We start from the raw sequence: 17,094 nt of genomic DNA, 5'->3' as shown, positions 1-17,094 counted from the left end.
ATGCAATGCAACGAGGAACCGTTATGACTCTTTCCGTTACTTACGATGCCGCCTTCTCCAGCTCGTCGATCGATGACTACCTGGCGTTCTGGACTTCGGGCTTCGTCACTGCAGGTCATGGACAAAGCAATACCGGCGGCTTCAGCAACGGCAGCCTGAGCGGCGACCAGTACGCTACCCACGGTAGCCAGGGCTCCGACTACGCATTCATCGCCGACAGCAACACTGCCAATGGTCTGCACTATGTGTTCGACCGCGGCCTGCCAGCCGGTGACAACCTCAACCACTACCTGTGGGGCGAGCTGGACAATGTTTCCCTGGGGCAGGTGCTGGGCGGTGGTAGCGGTAGCGACTTCACCCTGAGCAACTACGTGGTCAGCTTCAATGGCCTGGATCTGGATGCGGCGCTGGGTGCCGGTCGCGTCGGCAACGAAGTACAGAGCGTGATCTACGGCCTGATGCAGGGCAACACCTCGGCCCTGGAAGGCGTGCTGGACAACCTGCTGGCCGGTTACGGCGTGTCCACCGACGACAGCTTCGATGTGGTCAGCGCCGCGCTGGCTGCCGGTCCGCTGAGCGTGGCTTCGGCCGATGTGGTGGGTGTCCAGGCCCTGGCCGAGGACTTCGCCCTGGCCGCCTGACCCCAGGCAAAAAAAAGCGAATGGAAGATCACTCCTCCATTCGCTGCTTGCTTACCCCGCCGCCTGCGTCTTTGCCGGGCCCAGGCTGCGGTGGTGCGAATTCTGCGAGCCTGCGCCGGCGAGGTCAATCGCCCGTGGGCTTGCCCTGTTGAGGTCCTTCATGAAAGCAACCCGCTCCCGCCCTGCGAACGAGGTGTTGCAGGCGCTCAAGGCCTGCCGCGCCGGCTTTGCCAACATTGGCTTGTTCACTGCGGTGATCAACCTGCTGATGCTGGCGCCGGCGCTGTACATGCTGCAGGTCTATGACCGGGTGCTGTCTTCGGGCAACGAGATGACCCTGCTGATGCTCAGCCTGATGGTCCTCGGCCTGTTCGCCTTCATGGGCCTGCTGGAATGGGTGCGCAGCCTGGTGGTGATCCGCCTCGGCACGCAGATGGACATGCGCCTCAACCCGCGTGTGTTCGAGGCCGCCTATCATGCCAGCCTGGCCGGCCACAAGGGCGCGGCGACCCAGGTGCTCAGCGACCTGACCACCTTGCGCCAGTTCGCCACCGGCCAGGCGCTGTTCGCCTTTTTCGATGCGCCGTGGTTCCCGGTGTACCTGCTGGTGATGTTCCTGTTCAGCCCCTGGCTGGGGTTGATGGCGCTGGTTGGCGCCGTGTTGTTGACGATCCTCGCCTGGATCAACGAGCGCCTGACCCAGGCGCCGTTCGCCGAAGCCGGGCAGCTGTCGCAGCAGGCCGGACAGCAGGCTGGCGCCAACCTGCGTAATGCCGAAGTCATGGAGGCGATGGGCATGCTGGCGGCGGTGCGTCAGCGCTGGGCCAGGTTGCACCACGGTTTTCTCCTGCGCCAGAACCTCGGCAGCGAACGCACGGCAGCGATCAGCGCAGTGTCCAAGGGCCTGCGCCTGGCCCTGCAATCGCTGGTACTGGGCCTGGGCGCATGGCTGGCGATCGAGCAACTGATTACCCCGGGGATGATGATCGCCGGCTCCATTCTCATGGCCCGGGTGCTGGCGCCGATCGACCAGCTGATTGCCGTGTGGCGTCAATGGGGTTCGGCACGCCAGGCCTATGAGCGGTTGCACACCCTGCTCAGCGAGCAGCCGCCGCGCGCGGCCGGCATGCCACTGCCGACGCCGCTCGGGCACTTGCTGGTGGAGCAGTTGAGTGCGGTGCAACCGGGCACGCGCAAGCCGTGCCTGGTCAACCTTGGCTTCGAGCTGGCGGCCGGCGACAGCCTTGGCATCATTGGTGCGTCCGGCTCCGGCAAGTCGACCCTGGCACGCTTGCTGGTCGGCGTCGCCACACCTGCAGCCGGCAAGGTGCGCCTGGATGGCGCCGAGCTGCAGCAATGGGACAAGGGCCTGCTCGGCGCTCACATCGGTTACCTGCCCCAGGACGTACAACTGTTCGCTGGCAGCATTGCCGAGAACATCGCCCGGCTGGGTGAGGTCGATTCGTCGCTGGTAGTGGCCGCCGCGCGGTTAGCCGGTGTGCACGAGCTGATCCTGAAACTGCCCAACGGCTATGACACCCAGCTCGGCGAAGGCGGGGCGGGGCTCTCCGGTGGCCAGCGCCAGCGCATCGGCCTGGCCCGGGCCTTGTACGGCCTGCCGGCGCTGATCGTGCTCGATGAACCCAACTCCAACCTCGATGACTTCGGCGAGCGCGCCTTGCTGGAGGCGATCAAACAGGTCAAGGCGCAGCAGCGCACGCTGATCCTGATCACCCACAAATCCAGCCTGCTGGCGGCGGTAGACAAGTTGCTGGTGCTGCAGAACGGTCAAATGCAGGCCTTTGGCCCGACCGCGCGGGTGTTGCAGGACCTGCAGCGCAGCCACAAGCCGGCCGGCATCCCCACTCCTACTCCTACTTCGGCGCTGCGCAGCGCGGCCAGCGTCAGCATGAGCTACGGCACCCCGAGATCCTGATCATGACCGCCCCCCAGTCGCTTCACGCTCACGCCATTCCCGACAACCTGCTGACCCTCGATGCCCGCCGCCACAGCCGTTTGGGCCGCTGGCTGGTGATCGGCGGCTTTGGCGGTTTCATCCTCTGGGCCGCCTTGGCACCGCTGGACAAGGGCGTGCCGGTGTCAGGCAACGTGGTAGTCGCCGGCAGTCGCCAGGCTGTGCAGCATCCCACCGGCGGCACCATCGAGCGCCTGCTGGTACGCGACGGCGACAGCGTCAGTGCCGGGCAGGTGCTGGTGCAGATGGACGCCACCCAGGCCCAGGCCCAGCATGATTCGTTGCGGGTGCAATACGTCAACGCCCGGGCCAGCGAGGCGCGCCTGCAAGCTGAGCGTGACGGCTTGGCAAGCATCACTTTCCCGGCCGAGTTGCAGGCACTGGCCAGCGAGCCCTGGGTAACCACCGCCCTGGAACTGCAGCGTCAGTTGCGTAGCAGCCGGCGTCAGTCACTGGACATGGAACTGGCCGGCCTGCGCGAAAACATCGCCGGTGCCGAGGCCATGCTGGCCGGCGTGCAGGGCTCGATGAGCCACAAGCAGGAGCAACGCGCCGCGCTCGATGAGCAACTGCAGGGCCTGCGTGAACTGGCCCGCGACGGTTACATCCCGCGCAACCGCTTGCTCGACAGCGAACGCCTGTACGCGCAGATCAACGGGGCGATCTCGGAAGACCTGGGCAATATCGGCCGCACCCGCCGTCAGGTTCTGGAGCTGAAACTGCGCATGGCCCAGCGTCAGCAAGAGTACCAACGTGAAGTCGGCCAGCAGTTGAGCGACATGCAATCCAGCGCCGAAGACCTCGGCAATCGCCTGCGCAGCGCCGCCTTCGAACTGGCCAACGCCCAACTGCGCGCACCGGCCAGCGGCACCGTGGTGGGCCTGAGCGTGTTCACCAATGGCGGAGTGATCGCCCGCGGTCAGCAACTGATGGAGATCGTCCCCAGCGATGCGTCCTTGCTGATCGATGCGCGTGCTCCGGTGGAGCTTGTCGACCGCCTGCACCCGGGCCTGCCGGTAGAAATCATGTTTGTCGCCTTCAACCAAAGCAAAACCCCACGGGTCGAAGGCGAGCTGACCCTGGTCTCGGCCGACCGTCTGGTCGATGAGAAAACCCAGCAGCCCTACTACCAGGTACGCGCCAAGGTCAGTGACGCCGGCTTGCAGCAACTGGCCGGCCAGGACATCCGCCCGGGCATGCCGGTGGAAGCCTTCGTGCGTACTGGCGAGCGCTCGATGCTCAACTACCTGTTCAAGCCGTTGACCGACCGGGTGCATGTCGCCCTGGCGGAGGAATGATGTCGATGCGTGTGTTGTCCTGCCTGCTGTTGCTGGGCACCAGCCTGTCGGCCGCTGCGGTGGACCTTGGTGATGCCTATGCCCTGGCCCTGCGCAACGACCCGACCTTCCATGCCGCCATCGCCGAGCGCGATGCCGGCCTTGAGAGCCGCGCCATCGGCCGGGCAGCGTTGCTGCCGAACCTGTCCTACCGCTACAACAATGCCCGCAACGATTCCGAAGTGACCCAGACCAACGCCCGCGGCAACGTCACCAGCCAGCGTGACTATCGCAGCTACTCCTCGACACTGACCTTGCAACAGCCGCTGTTCGACTACGGCGCCTGGGCCGAGTACCGCCAGGGTGTGGCCAAGGCGTTGCTGGCGGACGAGCGCTTTCGTAGCCGCAGCCAGGAGCTGGCGGTGCGGGTGTTCGGCGCCTACAGCGAAGCGCTGTTCGCCAACGAGCAGATCGCCCTGGCCCAGGCCCAGCGCCGTGCCTATGCCGAGCAACTGCAATTGAACCGGCGCTTGCTCAAGGGCGGCGAGGGTACCCGTACCGACCTGCTGGAAACCCAGGCGCGCTATGAGCTGGCCCAGGCCCAGGAAATCGAGGCCAGCGACAACCTCGATGCGGCCCTGCGCGCCTTGCAGGCAATCATTGGTGAGCCGCTGGAGGTCGAGGACCTGGCACCGCTGAGCGGCCACTTTCGCGTGCAACCCTTGCAACCGCTACGTTTCGAGAGCTGGCGCGACCTGGCAGTGAGCCACAACGCCGAGCTGGCATCCCAGCGTCACGCCCTGGTAGCCGCCGACTATGCCGTCGAGCGTCAGCGCGCCGGCCACCTGCCGACCCTGAGCGCCTATGCCAGCACCGGCAAATCCAGCTCCAGTTCCGAAAGCAGCTACGACCAGCGCTATGACACCGACAGCATCGGCATCCAGATCAGCCTGCCGCTGTTCGCCGGCGGCGGGGTGTCGGCGTCCACCCGCCAGGCGGCTGCCGAGCGTGACAGTGCGCGCTTCAGCCTGGATGGGCAGATTGCCGATACCGTCAATCAATTGCGCAAGCAGTTCAACCTCTGCGCCAGCAGTACGGCGAAGATCCGTGCCTATGAACTGGCAGTGGAGTCAGCCCGTGGCTTGATTGCCGCCACGCGCAAAAGCGTTGCCGGTGGCGAACGGGTCAACCTCGACGTGCTCGATGCCGAACAGCAGCTCTACAGTGCCCGCCGCGACCTGGCCCAGGCGCGCTACGACTACCTGCGCGCCTGGTTGCAGTTGCGTTATCTGGCCGGGGTGCTGGAGCCGCAGGATTTGCAGCAGCTCAATGGCTACTTTGCTTCGCGCTGAAACAAAAAGGCCGGTGCATGTGCACCGGCCCCGAAGATTCAACCGCTAACTCATTCAGTGTTCCGAAACCGCCTCTCGTCGCGCCGGCGGCTCTCCATGCTCGCCCTCGCTCATCACCGGCACTTCTATGCCCTCGGCGTTGAACAGCTTGCCGTCTTCGAAGTAGTCGCCATCACGCAGCGCGGAAATGTCCGAGTAGTGGATGGTGCGTTCGTAGGCGGCAGCGAATACCGACTGCTGGTCGGAGTTGCCGGTGGTGAAGTGGTTGAACACCAGGTTGAGCACGATCGCCATGATCGCCGCCGAGCTGATGCCGGAGTGGAAGATGGTCTCGAACCAGTTGGGGAACTGCGCGTAGAAGTTTGGCGCAGCGATCGGGATCATGCCGAAGCCCAGGGAAGCGGCGACGATGATCAGGTTGACGTTGTTCTTGTAGCTGACTTTGGACAGGGTGCGGATACCGCTGGCGGCAACGGTGCCGAACAGCACGATGCCGGCGCCACCGAGTACCGAAGTCGGCACCGCGGCAATGACCCGGCCCATGATCGGCAGCAGGCCGAGCACCACCAGGATCACCCCGCCGGTGGCGACCACATAGCGGCTCTTGACCCCGGTCACGGCTACCAGGCCGACGTTCTGGGCGAAGGCGCTCTGGGTGAAGGAGCCGAAGATGGGGGCCAGGATGCTCGACGCCATGTCGGCACGCAGGCCATTGCCCAGGCGTTTGGAATCGACCTTGGTGTCGATGATCTCGCCAACGGCGAGGATGTCCGCCGAAGTTTCCACCAGGGTCACCATGATCACGATGCACATCGACAGGATGGCGGCGATGTGGAAGGTCGGCATGCCGAAGTGGAACGGCGTCGGCATCGCCACCAGCGGGCCGTCGAGGACCTTGCTGAAGTCAGCCATGCCCAGCGACCAGGCAATCAGGGTGCCGATGACCATGGCCAGCAGGATCGACAGCCGCGAGATGGTCGCGCTGCCCAGCTTGCTTAGCACCAGGACGATGACGAAGGTCAGCCCGGCCAGGCCGATGTTGGCCATGCTGCCGAAATCCGGGGCCTTGCTGTTGCCACCCATGACCCAGCGTGCGGCCACTGGCATCAGGGTCAGGCCGATGGTGGTGATGACGATACCGGTCACCAGCGGCGGGAAGAACTTGGTGATCCGCGAGAACACCGGGGTAATCAGAAAACCGATCAGAGAGGCCGCCATGACTGCGCCCAGTACCCCGGGCAAGCCTCCACCGCCTTCACTGCTGAGGATCGCCCCCATGGTCGCCACACCGGCGAACGACACGCCCTGCACCAGCGGCAACTGGCAACCGAACCACGGCAGTCCGAGGGTTTGCAGCAGGGTGGCGAGGCCGCCGGCAAACAGCGATGCGGCGATCAGCAGGCCGATGTCGGCAGGGCCCAGGCCGGCCGCCTGGCCGAGGATCAGCGGCACGGCGACGATACCGCCGTACATGGTCAGAACATGCTGCAGGCCATAAGCCAGGTTGGCGCCAAGGCCCAGGTTCTCGTCTTCGGGACGCTGGGCTGAAGACGTGCTAGGGGAGGACGTATTCATGGGGCAAGTTCTCAGTTTTATTGTTGTGGCGCTACTGTAGACAAGTCCTACACACGAATGCCAGAACAATTGTATACAATTTTTAGATTGGCGTAGGAACAGTCCTACTGATGGTTTGGCTTCAGGGCTGGATGCAGATTCTGTTCCAACAGCCACAGGCCAGCGCCACAGGGCCTCGTGAGGGCACCGTGGAACTGGCTGGAAAGCTGTCTAAGTGGACAAGAAAGGTGTTTGGGTGATGGTAGGTAGGAAGCTAAGAGTTTCTAAACTTCGATCAGTTCGTGGAACTCGCGCTCCAGTTCGGTGCGATCGGCCAGATTAAGCTCGATCAGGCGGCACAGATGCTCCAGCGAATGCAGGTCGATGTGCAGGCAGATAAAGCCGAGCTGGCGGTCGTCGATGTGGCGCAGTTGCACCTGCATCTCTACCTGCGCGTTTTCACCCAGGTGAATCACTGCATCGAACAGTTCTTCGAGATCGGCATCCCAGGGTTCGGGGGATTCGATCAATATGCCCTTGAGGGAGATGTCCAGCAGGCTGACCTGCCAGCGGTGTTCGCCCTGTACCAGTTCGGTGGGCGCGTCGAAGGCAATGCGTTTGAAACGTCGACGTTCTTGGTGGTCGCTCATGTTCAGACACTCCAGGGTTCTTCCTGACTATAGCTCAGCACTTGCCAAGGTCTGCGCAAGGGCGCATAACCAGATTTGCTCAGCCCGCGCTGGAGGGCTCTAGACCAACGTGGGGGCTGGCCTTTCCTGCCAGTATCGCTAGACTCGAAAGGCTGTCTTTTATCCACTAGCTGGAAGCAAACCATGAACAACAATAATAGCCTGCTACGCCACATTCCGTGGCTGGCGCTGGCAGTCATAGGAGCCTGTGCGCTGGGTGTGGTCGCCCTGCGTCGTGGTGAGGCCATCAACGCCTTGTGGATCGTCGTCGCTTCGGTGGCCATCTACCTGGTCGCCTACCGCTACTACAGCCTGTTCATCGCCACCAAGGTGATGCAGCTGGACCCGCGTCGGGCCACCCCGGCGGTGGTTAACAACGATGGTCTGGACTACGTGCCGACCAACAAACATATTCTTTTCGGTCACCACTTCGCCGCGATCGCCGGTGCCGGCCCGCTGGTCGGTCCTGTGCTGGCGGCGCAGATGGGCTACCTGCCGGGCACGCTCTGGCTGATTGCCGGGGTGGTGCTGGCCGGTGCGGTGCAGGACTTCATGATCCTGTTCCTCTCCACCCGCCGCAACGGCCGCTCGCTGGGCGACATGGTCCGCGAAGAGATGGGCCGGATCCCCGGCACCATTGCCCTGTTCGGCTGCTTCCTGATCATGATCATCATCCTCGCGGTGCTGGCGCTGATCGTGGTCAAGGCCCTGGCCGAGAGCCCATGGGGCATGTTCACGGTGATGGCGACCATCCCGATCGCGATGTTCATGGGCATCTACATGCGCTACATCCGCCCGGGGCATATCGGCGAGATCTCGCTGATCGGCGTGGTGCTGCTGTTGCTGTCGATCTGGCTGGGGGGCCAGGTTGCCGCCGATCCGGTCTGGGGCCCGGCGTTCACCTTCACTGGCGTGCAGATCACCTGGATGCTGGTGGGCTACGGTTTCGTTGCCGCGGTACTGCCGGTGTGGCTGGTGCTGGCACCGCGTGACTACCTGTCGACCTTTCTCAAGATCGGCACCATCGTCGGCCTGGCCATCGGTATCCTGATCATCGCTCCCGAGCTGAAAATGCCGGCGCTGACCCAGTTCACCGACGGTACCGGCCCGGTGTGGAAGGGCACCCTGTTCCCGTTCCTGTTCATCACCATCGCCTGTGGCGCGGTGTCGGGTTTCCATGCGCTGATCTCCTCGGGGACCACGCCCAAACTGCTGGATAACGAAGTCAACGCCCGTTACATCGGTTACGGCGGCATGCTCATGGAGTCGTTCGTGGCGATCATGGCCATGGTTGCCGCCTCGGTGATCGAACCAGGCGTGTACTTCGCCATGAACAGCCCGGCCGCAGTGGTCGGTTCTGATGTTGTCTCGGTTGCGCAAACCGTCAGTAGCTGGGGCTTTGCCATTACCCCGGATGCCCTTGAGGCGGTAGCCAAGGACATCGGCGAGCACACCATCCTGGCCCGTGCCGGTGGTGCGCCGACCCTGGCGGTGGGTATCGCGCAGATCCTCCACCAGGTGCTGCCGGGTGAGAACACCATGGCCTTCTGGTATCACTTCGCGATCCTGTTCGAGGCACTGTTCATCCTCACTGCAGTGGACGCCGGTACCCGTGCCGGGCGCTTCATGCTCCAGGACCTGCTGGGCAGCTTTGTGCCTGCGCTCAAACGCACCGAATCGTGGGGCGCCAACCTGCTCGCCACCGCCGGTTGCGTGGCGCTCTGGGGTTACCTGCTGTACCAGGGCGTGATCGATCCACTGGGCGGCATCAACACCTTGTGGCCGCTGTTCGGCATCTCCAACCAGATGCTCGCCGGTATCGCCCTGATGCTCGGCACCGTGGTACTGATCAAGATGAAGCGCCAGCGCTACATGTGGGTCACCCTGGTGCCTGCGGTCTGGCTGCTGATCTGCACCACCACCGCCGGCTTCATCAAGCTGTTCGACCCGAACCCGGCGGTCGGCTTCCTGGCCCTGGCCAACAAGTACAGCGTGGCGCTCGACGCAGGGCAGGTGCTGGCCCCGGCCAAGGACATCGGCCAGATGCAGCACGTGATCTTCAACGCCTACACCAACGCGGCCCTGACCGGCCTGTTCCTGTTCGTGGTCTTCAGCATTCTGTTCTTCGCCCTCAAGGTCGGCATCGCTGCCCTGGGCAAAAAAGAGCGGACTGACAAAGAGTCCCCGTTCCAGGCCCTGCCGGATGCGTAACCCAAGAGGAATGCAGTGATGTTCAACGATCTCGGTCGACTGGGTAAGTACCTGGGGCAGGCAGCCCGCCTGATGGTCGGCATGCCCGACTACGACAACTACGTCGAGCATATGCAGACCAAGCACCCGGACAAACCGGTAATGACCTACGAGGAGTTCTTCCGCGAACGCCAGGAGGCTCGTTACGGCGGCAAGGGTGGGCCCAAGTGCTGTTGAAAAGCGGCATGCAAGGCAAGTGACAAAGCTGTGGGAGCCCGGTTTGCGCCGGGCTCCCACAGTCATTTTCAGCGTTCAGGAGTATTCGGTTTGTTACCTCCAATTCCCGTTACCGTGCTCAGCGGCTTTCTCGGCGCCGGCAAGACCACCTTGTTGCGCCACCTGCTCAAGGCCGAGCACGGCCTGAAGATCGCCGTTATCGAAAACGAATTCAGCGATGCCGGTATCGATACCCAACTGCTCGGTGATGAACCGGTGCAGGTCATGACCCTGGCCAACGGCTGCGTGTGCTGCAGCATCCACACCGACCTGACCAAGGCGCTGTTCCTGCTGCTTGAGCGCCTGGACAGCGGCGAGATCGCCTTCGACCGCCTGGTGATCGAGTGCACGGGCCTCGCCGACCCGGCGCCGGTGGCGCAAACCTTCTTCATCGATGAAGAGCTGCGCGAGCGCTATATCCTCGACGGCATCATCACCCTGGTCGATGCCGCGCACGCCGATCTGCACCTGACCCAGACCATTGCCCAGGCACAGGTCGGTTTTGCCGACCGCCTGCTGGTGAGCAAGACCGACCTGGTCGACGCCGCCAGCTTCCAGGCACTGAGCGAGCGTCTGGGGCGGATCAACCGCCGCGCACCGATTCGGGTAGTGGACAACGGCAAGATCGATCTGGCCGAGCTGCTCGATGTCCGCGGTTTCAACCTCAATGCCGACCTGGGCGGCGGTTTGCGTCTGCGCCCGGCCGGGCAGACGGCGACGCCGGATCGAATCTCCAGCCTGGTGTTGCGCACTGATTCGCCGCTGGATATTGATCGCCTCAGCGACTTCATGAACCAGTTGCTGGAAGAGCATGGCAAGCAGCTGTTGCGCTACAAGGGCGTGCTGAACATTGCCGGGGAGGATCGGCGCCTGGTGTTCCAGGGGGTGCTCAAGCTCTATGGCTTTGATTGGGACAGCGAGTGGGCAGAGGGGGAGGCGCGCGAGAGTGTGATGGTGTTTATTGCGGATGATTTGCCGGAGGCGAAGATTCGCGCCGGATTCGCTGCGCTGACTTGAGCTCCCCCTACCGCGTTTCGGCGATAGGGGGAATGTCTCAGATCTCGTTCGGCTCGCTAAGGTAAGGCGCATTCAACTCAAGGATATTGAGGGTGATTTCCAGTGGTGCTCCCCCTTTGGTACCCAGATAGATCTGTTTGGAGTCGTGAATGGTGCGGCGGTGCGTCAAGCTGCCATTGTTCAACTTCAAGTGAATGGGAAGGCGCAGGTTGTTCAGGTGCTCGTGGCTGATTGGCCGGCCATTCGGGTTGAGCAGGCTGAAAGTGCTGGGTGGACAGCTCTCTACCGGAAAGGCACCGAGCAGACCCGTTTCATTCGCACCAAGGCGTTTGCCATGCTGGGGACCGGGGGACCGGACGTACAGCTTGTAGCCTTCCGGCGTGTGGCGAAAGTATAGGGTCAGCGGCACCATGGCCTGGTTGGCAGGCGCCTGATGGCCAAGAAAATGCGAGTCATCGCGGTACTGGATTGCACCGCTGAAGGCGCCGCCGCCTGAGCGGACCAGCGCTACTTTCACTGGCGAGCCCACCAGCTCACCGAGAAAGTTGATTGGGTGGCTGGCGGTTTCCAGTTGGGCAATGAAGGATTGTTGACGATGGGTTGGCATGGATTCACCTGAGTTGTGAGTGTCAGAAGCACAGCGGCGCTGCACCTCTTCACGGTAAGGGCGAAGGTGAGTCCTCAAGTGTTAGATAATTAGGGCAGCACAGGGGCAGATACAAAAAAGCCCGGCTCAAGAGCCGGGCTTTTTCACATCATGCCGCTGTGCTTACTTGCCGTACACCGGCAGCTTGGCGCAGATGGCCTTGACCTTCTCGCGAACGGCGTCGATCACCGCTTCGTTGTTCAGGTCGGCGAGGATGTCGCAGATCCAGCCAGCCAGTTCTTTACACTCGGCTTCTTTGAAGCCGCGAGTGGTCACAGCCGGGGTGCCGAAGCGCAGGCCGGAGGTGACGAACGGCGAACGTGGGTCGTTCGGTACCGAGTTCTTGTTGACGGTGATGAAGGCGCGACCCAGGGCGGCGTCGGCATCTTTACCGGAGATTTCCTGCTTGATCAGCGACAGCAGGAACAGGTGGTTCTCGGTACCGCCGGAAACCACGTCGAAACCGCGCTCGATGAACACGCCGGCCATGGCCTGGGCGTTTTTCACCACTTGCTGCTGGTAGGCCTTGAACTCAGGCTGCAGCGCTTCCTTGAAGCAGATGGCCTTGGCGGCGATCACGTGCTCCAGCGGGCCGCCCTGGGCGCCCGGGAATACTGCGGAGTTCAGCTTCTTCTCGATCTCGGCGTTGGCGCGAGCAAGGATCAGGCCGCCACGTGGACCGCGCAGGGTCTTGTGGGTAGTGGTGGTGACCACGTCGGCGAACGGCACCGGGTTCGGGTACACGCCTGCAGCGACCAGACCGGCTACGTGAGCCATGTCGACGAACAGGTAGGCACCGACCTTGTCGGCGATTTCGCGGAAACGCGGGAAGTCGAGGATCTGCGAGTAGGCCGAGAAACCGGCAACGATCATCTTCGGCTTGTGCTCGACCGCCAGGCGCTCGACTTCGTCGTAGTCGATCAGGCCGTTGGCGTCGATGCCGTACTGGATGGCGTTGTACAGTTTGCCCGAGGAGCTGACGTTGGCGCCGTGGGTCAGGTGACCGCCGTGGGCCAGGCTCATGCCCAGGATGGTGTCACCGGCCGACAGCAGGGCCAGGTAGACGGCGCTGTTGGCTTGGGAGCCGGCGTGCGGCTGGACGTTGGCGTAATCGGCGCCGAACAGTTCCTTGGCACGGTCGATGGCCAGTTGCTCGACCACGTCGACGTACTCGCAACCGCCGTAGTAGCGCTTGCCCGGGTAGCCTTCGGCGTACTTGTTGGTCAGCACCGAGCCCTGGGCTTCCATGACAGCGGGGCTAGTGTAGTTTTCCGAGGCGATCAGCTCGATATGTTCTTCCTGGCGCTGAGCTTCTTGCTCCATGGCGGCAAAGAGATCGGCGTCGTACTTGGCAATGGTCAAATCACGGCTGAACATGGCGGTCCTCAAGGATCGTGCTGAAATAGGCGGGCATTCTACCTCATCAGCTTTTGTCTGGCATATGAAAGGGCATCATGTCGCAGACAAGTGGGCTTCATTCAGGGATCGGTGGTGCTCCAATCGCTGGCAAGCCAGCTCCCACAAGGAACTGTGCATGCAGAACCTGTGGGAGCTGGCTTGCCAGCGATGGGGCTACTCGAACATGAACAGCGTTTCGTTGCTGAATTGCGCTTCGAACTGATGCGCCGGCATCGGCCGCCCGAACAGGTAACCCTGTACCTCGTCACAGCCGTGCTCACGCAGGAACTCCAGTTGCTCATGGGTTTCCACGCCCTCGGCGATCACCGCCAGGTTCAGGCTGTGGGCCATGGCGATGATCGCCCGGGCGATCTGCGCATCCTGTTCGCCCTCGGGCAGGCCGTCGACGAAGGTACGGTCGATCTTCAGCACGTCGATGGGGAACTGCTTGAGGTAGTTGAGCGACGAATAGCCGGTGCCGAAGTCGTCGACGGCGATGCTCAAGCCCAGGTTCTTCAGGCTGTCGAGGATCACCATGGCCTCGTTGACCTCGCGCATCAGGATACTTTCGGTCAGCTCCAGCTCCAGACACGCCGGCGGCAGGCCGGTTTCCTTGAGGATGGTGGCGATGCGTTCGCCCAATTGACCATCAGAGAACTGCCGTGCCGAGATGTTCACCGAGACCTTCGGCACCCGCACCTTGGCCTGGTGCCAGGCCTTGAGCTGGCGGCTGGCCTCCTTGAGCACCCAGTCGCCGACATCGACCACCAGGCCGAGCTCCTCGATCACCGGGATGAAATCCCCCGGCGGTACCAGCCCGCGCCGCGGATGGCGCCAGCGCAGCAGCGCTTCGGCGCCGGTCAGGCGCTTGCCGTCGCCGCTGAACTGCGGTTGGTAATAAAGGATGAATTCGTTCTGTTCCAGGGCGTGGCGCAGGTCGCTTTCCAGCTCCAGGCGCTCCAGGGCACTGGCGTTCATGTCGGCCTGGTAGAACTGGAAGTTGTTCTTGCCGCGTTCCTTGGCGTGATACATGGCGGTGTCGGCGTTCTTCATCAGCTGGCTGAGCTCGCTGCCATCTTGCGGGCTGAGGGCGATGCCGATGCTGGCGGTGACGAAGAACTCGCGGTTCTCCAGCACGAATGGCCGCACCAGGCTGCCGAGAATCTGTTCGGCCACGTGGATGGCGCGGTTCAGGGCCATTTCGCGGGTGGCGCGCGGTTGCAGCAGCAGGGTGAATTCGTCGCCGCCCATGCGCGCCACGGTGTCGTCGTCATCGACGCAGTCGAGCAGGCGCTCGGCCATGTCCTTGAGCATGCGATCGCCCGCGGCATGGCCGAGGGAGTCGTTGATCGGCTTGAAGCGGTCGAGGTCGAGGAACATCAGCACCACCCAGGCCTTCTGCCGCTCGGCCTGCTGCAGGGCCGTGTGCAGGCGGTCCTGGAACAGGGTGCGGTTGGGCAGGTGGGTCAGGGCGTCATAGTAGGCCAGGCGATGGATGCGCTGTTCGCTGGCCTTGCGCTCGCTGATGTCGGTAAAGAAGCACACGTAGCTGGCCAGGTCGCCTTCGTCATCGAGCACTGCGGTGATGCCGACCCAGGCCGGATAGTGTTCGCCGCTGCGGCGCTTGAGCCACACTTCGCCTTCCCAGGTGCCGCGCTGGTGCAGCTGCTTGAGCACGTAGCGCAGGTGGGCATCCTGATGCTCATCGACGGTCAGCAGGCTCGGCAACTGGTCCAGTACATCGGCCACGGCATAACCACTGACGCGGCTGAAGGCTTCGTTGGCCTGGACGATGTAGCCGGCCGGGTCGGTGATGAGGATTGCCGAGGTCGAGTGCTCGAATACCGTGGCGGCCATGCGCAGGTCTTTCTCGGCGCGGCGTTGCTGGCTGATGTCGCGGCCGACGCCAAGGATGCCCTCGAAACGCTCCTGGTCATCCCAGACCAGCACCAGGCGCAACTCGATAGGGATCTTGCGGCCATCGGCGCGCAGGCAGTCGAACAAAAACAGCTGGGTCGGCAGTTGGGTGCGCAACTGCTCCAGTTGCTCGGGGTCGCCCAGGGCCTTGTTGACCCGCTCGACCAGGCTGTAGATGCCGGTGAGCTGGGCCGGGTTGGCGATGGTCGAGTGCCAGCCGTTTTCGAAGATCCACTCCACTTCAAAGCCCAGGACCGCCTGGATCGACGGGCTGACGTAGTTCAACTGCAGCAGGCTGTCGGTGGAGAAGATCACGTCGCTGATGCTTTCGGCGAGCATGCGGTAGCGTTGCTCACTGTCGCGCAGGGATTCGCTGGCTTCGATCTGTTCGGTAACGTCCTTGCCGACACCGATGATCCGCGTCACGCAGCCTGCGTTATTGCGGGTCAGGGCCTGTTCGCGGATGTCGAAGCGGCGCCAGCACTGGTCGTGGTGGCGGAATCGAAGTTGGCAATGCAGTTGCTCGACATAACCCGAGTTGCGTTGCTGCTGGCGCAATTGCCGGTAAAGCTGGGCATCGTCCGGGTGCAGCAGCAACTCCCAGAAATGATCGCCCATCTGCGCCAGCTCGGTGCGACTGTAGCCCAGGGTCTGGCCCAGGTTGCGGTTGCTGAAGATCATCAGCTGGCTTTGCACGTCTTGCACGTACAGCTGGTCGGGCACGGTACGCACTACGTCCGACCAGAAGCTTTCGCGTTCGAGCAGCGACAGCTCGACCTGCTTGCGGCTGGTGATATCGCTGATGCTGAGGATCACCGCCTGGTAATCACGGCGCTGCTGCGGGAAACGCACCATCAGCCACAGGTGCAGGTCCTCGCCATCAGCCACCGGCAGGCGCACCTCCAGCTCCAGCTGTTGCTGGTTGTCGAGGATTGCCCCGAGCAGCTGGATGCCGATGCCGTCGTTGCCGGTCTGCGCGCCTTCGACCAGGCGCTGCCAGGCACTGTCGCAGCAATTGACACCGAGCAGTTGCAAGGCGACCTGGTTGACTTCGGTGACCTTCAGTTCTTGCAGCAGCGCCCGGCGCAATGGCTGGTCGAAGGCCAGGCGCTGCTCAAGGGCCGGGCGGCTGCGCAGGCGATAACGTTCGAGCTGGCCGGGCAGGCCGGAGAGGTCGAGTACGCACAGGGCGACCCCGGTGCCTTCGAAAATGTCGTGGTAGCGCCGGCGGCTTTCCTGCAGCAGGCGATGACGACGGCGCATGTTGATCAGGGCCAGCAGCGGGATGAGCGCGCAGAACAAGCCGAGCATGCATTTGCCGATCAGTGCCGGCAGCAGTTGCTGGCGGGCCAGGCCGGCATCGAACAGGCCGCGCAGTTGCCAGGTGCTGTTGTCGAGGAACGCCAGCATCACGCTTTGTAGCGGCTCGTCGCTGCCGGGCGTCGGCTGGTGACGGTTGATGATCTCGCCGGTGCGGCTGTTTTCCAGCAGCCACAAAGGATGATCCGGGCGGTCCAGGTGAGTGGTCAGGTCACTGTAGTAGCTCGGCGCCAGGCGCAGGAGCCAATAGCCGCTGGGGGCTTTCCCCGGCTGGCGCAACAACAGGTAGACCTGCTGGTTGTCGGCGCTGTTGCTGTAATAGAGGTCGCGGCCCTGGTTGAGCCGCAGCAACTCGTCCAGCGCCTGGTAATCGGGCGTACCGTTCAGGCTGTCGGCTTGCAGGCTGCCATCGGCGCCGACCCAGGCGACACTGAGCAGGTTCGGTTGTTGCTGGCGCAACTGGGCGATGACGTTCGGCAATTGCTCAGGGCCAGGCGACGAGCGGTATTGCTGGACCTGATTGAGCGCCACCTGGGCCTTGAGCGCCATGTTCAGGCTCATGTGATCGGCGAGCTCGGCACTGTCGTTCAAGCTCTGCTGATACTGGTCAGCCTGGGTATGACGGAACTGGGCAATCAACTGCCACAGCAGCAGGCCGAGCAGCAACAGGACCAACAGGGCCAGCGCGCCTTTCAATGAGCCGCGCAGCGGCGAGCCTGACGCAGTGGCCGGCTTGCGCAGGGAGGACGGCTGAGTGAGATTGGTCAAACGTTGATCCTGCGGTATGGCTGGATGGCAGGTTTAGAGCTGCTGGTTGGCAAGTGCCGCGTTCCTGGCGACGG

12 protein-coding genes are annotated in these 17,094 nt (G+C 63.2%); 7 read left to right on the top strand and 5 right to left on the bottom strand.

The window, feature by feature from the left end:
- The first annotated feature begins 23 nt into the window (after positions 1 to 23).
- The 4 genes from CCOS864_RS24530 (at position 24) to CCOS864_RS24515 (ending at position 5,245) form a co-directional block, all read left to right on the top strand.
- A complete protein-coding gene (locus CCOS864_RS24530; RefSeq protein WP_115088793.1) occupies positions 24 to 641 on the top strand; it encodes a heme acquisition protein HasA in 618 nt (205 codons plus the stop codon).
- Between the two features lie 160 nt (positions 642 to 801).
- On the top strand, positions 802 to 2,577 hold the full coding sequence (locus tag CCOS864_RS24525; RefSeq protein ID WP_115088792.1) for a type I secretion system permease/ATPase: 1,776 nt from the start codon (positions 802 to 804) through the stop codon (positions 2,575 to 2,577).
- Positions 2,578 to 2,579: 2 nt separating this feature from the next.
- The gene (locus CCOS864_RS24520) at positions 2,580 to 3,914 is read left to right on the top strand and encodes an HlyD family type I secretion periplasmic adaptor subunit (protein ID WP_115088791.1); all 1,335 of its coding nucleotides are present in this window, start codon (positions 2,580 to 2,582) and stop codon (positions 3,912 to 3,914) included.
- A gap of 5 nt (positions 3,915 to 3,919) precedes the next feature.
- Positions 3,920 to 5,245 carry a TolC family outer membrane protein gene (locus tag CCOS864_RS24515; protein ID WP_115088897.1) on the top strand — a complete coding sequence of 442 codons (1,326 nt, stop codon included), beginning with the start codon at positions 3,920 to 3,922 and terminating at the stop codon, positions 5,243 to 5,245.
- A 54-nt stretch (positions 5,246 to 5,299) separates the two neighbouring features.
- Here the strand turns inward: CCOS864_RS24515 and CCOS864_RS24510 are convergent, their stop codons facing one another.
- Together CCOS864_RS24510 and CCOS864_RS24505 are read right to left on the bottom strand one after the other, a co-directional pair.
- Positions 5,300 to 6,820, bottom strand: coding sequence for a nucleobase:cation symporter-2 family protein (locus CCOS864_RS24510; protein ID WP_115088790.1), 1,521 nt, complete (start codon positions 6,818 to 6,820; stop codon positions 5,300 to 5,302).
- Positions 6,821 to 7,083: 263 nt separating this feature from the next.
- Complete coding sequence (locus CCOS864_RS24505) at positions 7,084 to 7,449, bottom strand: PilZ domain-containing protein (RefSeq protein ID WP_115088789.1); 366 nt, start codon at positions 7,447 to 7,449, stop codon at positions 7,084 to 7,086.
- A 183-nt stretch (positions 7,450 to 7,632) separates the two neighbouring features.
- Here CCOS864_RS24505 and CCOS864_RS24500 point away from each other — a divergent pair, with 183 nt between their 5' ends.
- The 3 genes from CCOS864_RS24500 to yjiA all read left to right on the top strand — a co-directional run bounded on the left by CCOS864_RS24500 (position 7,633) and on the right by yjiA (position 10,971).
- Complete coding sequence (locus tag CCOS864_RS24500) at positions 7,633 to 9,699, top strand: carbon starvation CstA family protein (protein WP_115088788.1); 2,067 nt, start codon at positions 7,633 to 7,635, stop codon at positions 9,697 to 9,699.
- 18 nt (positions 9,700 to 9,717) lie between these two features.
- Positions 9,718 to 9,915, top strand: a complete 198-nt coding sequence (locus CCOS864_RS24495) for a YbdD/YjiX family protein (protein WP_010226397.1) — start codon at positions 9,718 to 9,720, stop codon at positions 9,913 to 9,915.
- A gap of 90 nt (positions 9,916 to 10,005) precedes the next feature.
- Positions 10,006 to 10,971, top strand: coding sequence for a GTPase (gene yjiA / locus CCOS864_RS24490; protein ID WP_115088787.1), 966 nt, complete (start codon positions 10,006 to 10,008; stop codon positions 10,969 to 10,971).
- 37 nt (positions 10,972 to 11,008) lie between these two features.
- Here the strand turns inward: yjiA and CCOS864_RS24485 are convergent, their stop codons facing one another.
- The 3 genes from CCOS864_RS24485 to CCOS864_RS24475 form a co-directional block, all read right to left on the bottom strand.
- Positions 11,009 to 11,578, bottom strand: coding sequence for a hypothetical protein (locus CCOS864_RS24485; RefSeq protein WP_115088786.1), 570 nt, complete (start codon positions 11,576 to 11,578; stop codon positions 11,009 to 11,011).
- 162 nt (positions 11,579 to 11,740) lie between these two features.
- A complete protein-coding gene (gene glyA, locus CCOS864_RS24480) occupies positions 11,741 to 12,994 on the bottom strand; it encodes a serine hydroxymethyltransferase (RefSeq protein WP_038997233.1) in 1,254 nt (417 codons plus the stop codon).
- A gap of 195 nt (positions 12,995 to 13,189) precedes the next feature.
- Complete coding sequence (locus tag CCOS864_RS24475; RefSeq protein WP_115088785.1) at positions 13,190 to 17,020, bottom strand: sensor domain-containing protein; 3,831 nt, start codon at positions 17,018 to 17,020, stop codon at positions 13,190 to 13,192.
- Positions 17,021 to 17,094 lie beyond the last annotated feature (74 nt).

It is taken from the genome of Pseudomonas wadenswilerensis, from assembly GCF_900497695.1.
Lineage (GTDB): Bacteria > Pseudomonadota > Gammaproteobacteria > Pseudomonadales > Pseudomonadaceae > Aquipseudomonas > Aquipseudomonas wadenswilerensis.
The sequence above is the reverse complement of the archived record's forward strand: the minus strand, read 5'-3'. Positions and strand labels throughout refer to the sequence as shown.